General features: G+C 40.7%; 5 protein-coding genes and 1 pseudogene. 4 read left to right on the forward strand and 2 right to left on the reverse strand.

Annotation, left to right across the window (positions count from 1 at the left end; genetic code table 11):
• The coding region (locus Q0340_RS02470) for a transporter substrate-binding domain-containing protein (RefSeq protein ID WP_298082024.1) at window positions 1-440 on the forward strand (440 nt) is incomplete at its 5' end.
• Window positions 441-455: 15 nt separating this feature from the next.
• Complete coding sequence (locus Q0340_RS02475) at window positions 456-1,259, forward strand: transporter substrate-binding domain-containing protein (RefSeq protein WP_177388809.1); 804 nt, start codon at window positions 456-458, stop codon at window positions 1,257-1,259.
• Between the two features lie 218 nt (window positions 1,260-1,477).
• On the opposite strand, the gene Q0340_RS02480 is transcribed toward Q0340_RS02475, so the two are convergent.
• On the reverse strand, window positions 1,478-2,434 hold the full coding sequence (locus Q0340_RS02480) for an AraC family transcriptional regulator (protein WP_298082025.1): 957 nt from the start codon (window positions 2,432-2,434) through the stop codon (window positions 1,478-1,480).
• Window positions 2,435-2,543: 109 nt separating this feature from the next.
• Between Q0340_RS02480 and Q0340_RS02485 the strand changes: the two genes are divergently transcribed.
• Window positions 2,544-4,514, forward strand: a complete 1,971-nt coding sequence (locus Q0340_RS02485; protein WP_363317244.1) for a TonB-dependent receptor — start codon at window positions 2,544-2,546, stop codon at window positions 4,512-4,514.
• A 49-nt stretch (window positions 4,515-4,563) separates the two neighbouring features.
• On the forward strand, window positions 4,564-5,709 hold the full coding sequence (locus tag Q0340_RS02490) for a PepSY-associated TM helix domain-containing protein (RefSeq protein WP_298082027.1): 1,146 nt from the start codon (window positions 4,564-4,566) through the stop codon (window positions 5,707-5,709).
• A 189-nt stretch (window positions 5,710-5,898) separates the two neighbouring features.
• Here the strand turns inward: Q0340_RS02490 and Q0340_RS02495 are convergent.
• A pseudogene (locus Q0340_RS02495) lies at window positions 5,899-6,034 on the reverse strand (hydroxyacid dehydrogenase); the annotation flags it as partial.

Raw genomic sequence — 6,034 nt, forward strand, 5'->3', positions numbered from 1 at the left:
CTCGCACCGATGATAATATAAAAACCGTAGACGATTTACAAGATAAAGAAATTTTAGCAGAGCCTGGCACTACGGCGTTTGATTATTTTAATAAGGAAGGCTTTAAAGTTATCTCATGCGCTAGTTCTAGCGAATGCTTCCGAGCGCTAAAATCCGGTCGCGGCAGCGGCTATGCAGACGATAATATGGTAGTTTTGGGCTATTCGGTCGTAGATCGCAAGGTAGAGGTAAATATCAAGAATTTAGGTACGTCGGAATTTTTAGCTATCGCGGTGCAAAAAGGCAACAACGACTTGCTAAACGCCTTAAATGACGGGCTTGTCAAGCTCAGCAAAAATGGCTTTTTCAAGAAAATTTTTAACGACAGCATCGATCCTTTTTACAAGGGCAAGGCTGAGAAAAAATATTTCTTGTTAGATGATCTTTATAAAATGTTTTAATTCAAAGGACAAAATATGAAAAAAATTCTACTAAGTATTTTGCTGGGTGCTGGCGCGCTTTGCGCTAATTCCTTAGCAGATATCAAGCAAGCAGGCGAAATTCGCATAGGCTTGCAAGATTCCCAGCCTCCGTTTAGCTTCGATGATAACGGCACGCTGAAGGGCTTTGAGGTTGATTTGGCAAACGAGCTAGTCAAAAATCTATTCGGCAATAAAAAGATCAAAATCGACTTTATCGCCGTAGCATCTAAAGATCGCGTTCCCTCACTGGAGCAAAACAAAGTAGATCTCATCATATCCAAGCTTACCGTCACAAAAGACCGCGTTCAGAAAGTCGATTTTTCTTACCCGTATTATTCAGTGCAGATCGGCGTACTAAGCCGTAAGGATGATAATATTTCAAGAATCGATCAGATCGCGCATAAAAAAATTCTAAGCGTTAAAGGCACAACTGCCGAGGAGCACTTCAAAAACGCGGGCTATGAGATTGCGACATGTACCGACGCGAATGAGTGCGTCGCTAGGCTAAAGGCTGGCGAGGGCATAGGCTTTGCCGACGATAATACGGTCGTACTCGGATACGCTAGAAACGATGCCGCGCTTGATGCAAAAATCATCAACCTCGGCAAGGTAGATTATATCGCCGTTGCCCTATCTAAGGGCAATACCGAGCTACTTGATGCGGTCAACAGCAGCCTGGTAAAAATGTATAAAGCAAAATTTTTTCACAAGGCTTTTGACGAGGATATCAAGCCATACTACGGCGGTAAGATCGATAAAAAGCACTTCACGCTCGATGAGGTTTATAGCCTGTTTTAAATTTAGGCACATTTAAAATTTTAAGGCGCCCCTTGGCGTCCAAACATACGCGCAGCTGCGATATTGATCGCAGCTCGCTTTTGCCGACAAGGCTTCGGCGGCATTTATAATTTAAATTCCATATTTTTGCGGGCTCGGTCGATATAAAATTTTATGATATTTTGATATGCGGTTGCGAAAGAGTGTGGCTTCTAAAAGATAGTCGGTCGCAAGAAATTCTAATCCGAGTAGTAAAATTTTATATCCTTTTTCAGTTGCGTCGGCAGTATATTAAATTTAGCCCTAAAAATTTTAGAAAAATGCGATAAATTATTGTATCCGACCATTTTAGCGGCTTCGTTTACGCTGATTTGATCTAGACTTAATAGCTCTTTTGCAATCTCAAGCCGTTCATTTGTCAGCATCGCATAAACGCTCGTGCCGAAATATGCTTTAAAATCCCTTTTTAGTGCAAATTCGTTCGTGGCGCAAAGATGAGCGAGCTCTTTAATGCTAGGTGGATTTTGCATATTTTCGAGTAACATTTTCTTTGCTTTTTGAACTGTTTTTATGCGATTTTCATCAAGACTAAGCGTATTTTCGGGCTCATTAAATTTATGAAAACTTCTATAAAGCATCTCTAAAATTTTACTTTCCATAAAAATTTCGCGCATTTTGCCGTCGTATATTGTGACATTTTCGAGCTCTTTGAGGATAATATTTTGCACGGCGCTTGTTTTAAATTTCTTCATGCAAACGGCTTGATCTAAATTCAAATTTTTTAAAATTCCCAGCTCATTTGCAAAAGCGGTGCTAAGTGCTATGCATGAGCTTTTATAGTGTTTATTTTCAAGCTCGTGAACGCCACGCAATTTGCTTTGCATAGTTCCGAGCCAAAACTCACCTTTATTCAAAACGAATTGATCTTTATCCGATCTGAAGCAGATAGGATTTTCGCCCGTATTGAAAAATAAAAATGAATAGCGGCTGCCCCGTTCGTGGCGATGCAAAAGGAAATCTCTGCAAATTATATCGCTGCTATAATATCCTATCTCTCCGCCCGTATAAAAAGAGCTAAAGTCGAATTTTATACTTTCGCTTTCAAGCTCGGTTTTGTTATACCCACATTGCTTGGACGGCTCAATGTCGTTAGATATTTTTTGCAAAAAATCGTCTAAACTTATCTCCTTGCTCATCTTATCCCTTTAGCGTTTAAAATATTCCCTCTGCCGTTTAGTATTTCTTGATAATGCATATCTTATTATAGTAAAATGAGTTTAAATTTTAATAAGAAAAGGGGCGTTTGTGCGCGCAATATATAAATTATCGCTGATTGCTGCTATAGCGACAGCCGGGATATCGAGTGAGTTAGAAAAACAAGGCAAAAGCGTAAATTTGGGTGAAATTACCGTAGTCAGTGCTACGGGCTATCGGCAAAATATTCAAGACGCACCCGCTTCTATCTCCGTTCTTACGCAAAAAGAGATACAAAAACGTAACTACCAAGATATCTCCACAATGGTAGAGGATTTGCCGAGTGCCTTTACCGCAACGCTAGGTGCTGCATCTAGAAAAGGCATAAGCCTAAGAGGCCTATCTCAAAAATATACAAAAATTTTAATCGACGGCAAGCCCGCAACCAGCGATAGTGCTTATAAAGGATTAAGAAGTATTGGTAGCAGTCAGAATTTCTTGCCTCCCGCAAATGCGATAGAGCGCATAGAGGTCATACGCGGTCCTATGAGCTCGCTTTACGGCAGCGACGCTATGGGCGGAGTAATAAATATCATCACTAAGGGCTTTTCAAATGAGCTTAGCGGCAATGTAAACGGATACTATACTTTCGCTAAAAAATCGCAAATAAAAGGTGATTATCAAACGGGTTTTTATCTAAACGGAGCTATCGTCCCGGACGTACTAGGTATCGCACTTTACGGCAGATTTTTTGAAAAGATAGAGGACAAGGAGCCTTATGCGAATAGAAATAATGAAGAGACGAATATGGGCGCAAAACTGATGTATAACGTAACGCAAAACGATGAGGTAACGCTTGATTATCGTAAAGTAAATAATAAATTTAGGCGTACATACGGGCGTACGCGAACAGCCTGGGGAGGCAATACCGATATTGCGAAAGAGGATATGAAGGGCTACACCGTAAGCCTGTCTCACCAGGGAAAATACGATAAGTTTATGATAGATAGCTACGCAAATTACGATAGCATGAAAGAAAGCGGCGCCCAGGATCTGCGTCTTAGAACGACTACGCTAAATTCTAAAGGCTCATATTTTTTCGATTCAAATGCTTTGAGTTTGGGCGTGCAATACCGAAGCGAGAGATTAAACGAAGCCGCCACTATCGCAGATGAGGCAAACGTCAAAAGATGGGATTATTCGATCTACGGCGAGGATGATTTTTATCTAACTGATGATTTAACGCTAACCGGTGGAATCAGATATAACCGCGATAAAGACTACGGCGGCCATATATCGCCGCGCGCTTATGCCGTTTATCGTTTAAACGAAAGTTTTTCTATTAAAGGTGGCGTTTCGACGGGATATTTAACTCCGGATATTAAGCAGCGTAGCGAGGGCCTTGCCTCGCCGTTTGCAGGAGGCCAGGGAGCACAGATAGGCAGAAGCTCTCTAAAACCTGAAAGCAGCATAAGCTACGAAGGCGGGTTTTCTTACGACGATAACGATAAATTTAACTTTAGCGCTACCGCGTTTTATACCAAAATCAAAGATGGAATTTCTACCAAATTAATTTGTCGCCCAAGACCGGGAAATCCTTGCGTGCATAACGGCAAAACTTATAGGCGCGGTATTTGGGACACTATAAATATCGGAGAAGCCGAGGTTAGGGGTCTAGAGCTAAGTAGCGATTATCAAATTTTAGATAATTTGAAGCTGCATGCAAACTACGCCTATACGAAATCCGAGCAAAAAACGGGTAGCGAGAAGGGTAAAACCTTAAATAATTTTCCAATCCATTCGGTAAAACTAGGATTTGATTACGACGTAAGCTCCAAGCTAAACTTATGGTCGCAAATAAATTATTATAGTAGGACGCGCGATAGCCTAAGCTACGATGAGGATATCCGCTCATACACGCTTTTTGATCTGGGCGCGAGCTATAAAGTCACAAAAGACGCAAGTTTAAATTTTACGCTTTATAACATATTCAACGAATTCGTACTAACGCGCTCGGGAAATTATCAAATGATGGTTGTAGACGGGATGAAGGCGCAGGTTGGATTTAACGTGAACTTTTAAATTCGCGGCGCATAAATTTCGTCCGCGGATTTAAAATTTAAGGAAATTAATGGCAATTTTAAAAAGGAAAAAATTTTGGTTCAACGTCCATCTTGTTTTGACGCTTATATGCTGCGTGCCGATCTTAATCATAGCCCTTAGCGGCGCTATTATCTCGTATCATGATGAGATTATAGATGCGTTAAATCAAAGCAAATCTTTCGTGCGCCCGAGCGAAAAAGACGCTCTTAAGCCCGCCGAAATTTTAAATATTTTCAGAAAAGTCAAGCCCGGTTTTACGCTCAGTTATTATAGAATTCCTCAAAACAAAAACGAAGCGATTAGGCTTTCTGGTACAGATTCTAGCGGCGAGTTTAAATCATATTTTATAGATCCTTATAACGGCGAAATTACTTCGGAAAATATAGGCGATACGTTTATCGGCGTAGCGCTAAATCTACATACTAATCTGGGATTTGGGCTAAGCAAAAACGAAACTCTGCGGCTAATAGGCAAAAATATCGTGGCGCTTAGCACGGTTATGTTTATTTTGGTCTTAATTTCAGGCGCGGTGATCTATTATCCTAGCTTTAGAGGAAAGATTTTACGCGCATTTAGGATAAATTTTAAAGCGAGAGGTTATGCGTTTTTATATAGCTTGCACGGCGCGGTCGGAGTTTTACTGCTGCCCGTTTTGCTTACGATAAGCGCTAGCGGGCTTTATTGGTCGTATGATTGGATAGCCAAAATCACCAACAGAGCGTTGGGTGAAAAGGAAATTTTTAGAAAAACGAGCTTTACCGAAGTGCGAGGATTTTCGCTTGAGGATGAAGATAAAATTTTAAATTTGCAGACGGCATTTGATATTTTTAAGCGTGAACGCGGTGAAAACTACGAATTCTTCAATATTATCGCTCAAAAAGATGGAGAAAATTTTATGATCTTTTATTTCGATAAAGGCGAAAAGAGCGAAGAGCATATGAATACGATGAGTATAAACGTTAAAAAGGGCATCTTGCGGCATGCTCGCTATGATGATGCGAAAAGTACCATGCCGCGCCCTTTTGCTATACATAAAGCCGTTTTGAGCGTGCATTCGGGCTATATCTTCGGCGAGGCGGGTAAGTTCTTATTTTGCGTAGCGGCGATTTCAGTGTTATTTTTTATAGTTACGGGATTTTGGATGAGCATAAAAAGAATTTGCAAGAAAAGATAAATCTATGAATTCAAAGGGGAGAAATAGCTTATTCGCGGCGTAAATTTAAAATTTTATCTGAAGCAGTATCGCTTCTTTTCAGTTAATAAAATTTTATGTGTAGCGCTTTGAAATACTATGTGCAGAGTCTTTGTGGACCTTGTGCCGCATCTTGATTTTGTTAAATTTGCTCCAGCGTTTCAACCGCGCTTATTTGCCGTTTATAAAATCCCTGATATTTTGCGCGATCATTTTTATTAGCCGTTTGCGGGCTTCGATGCTCGCCCATGCGATGTGGGGCGTGATGATGACGTTGCGGCGATTTTTCACGCGCAGTAGCGGATGA

The sequence above is a fragment of the uncultured Campylobacter sp. genome, from assembly GCF_938045595.1.
Lineage (GTDB): Bacteria > Campylobacterota > Campylobacteria > Campylobacterales > Campylobacteraceae > Campylobacter_B.

Coding starts and splice junctions, on each gene's coding strand:
- Q0340_RS02475 (WP_177388809.1), top strand. CDS start 456: ATGAAAAAAATTCTACTAAGTATTTTGCTGGGTGCTGGCGCGCTTTGC.
- Q0340_RS02480 (WP_298082025.1), bottom strand. CDS start 2,434: ATGAGCAAGGAGATAAGTTTAGACGATTTTTTGCAAAAAATATCTAAC.
- Q0340_RS02490 (WP_298082027.1), top strand. CDS start 4,564: ATGGCAATTTTAAAAAGGAAAAAATTTTGGTTCAACGTCCATCTTGTT.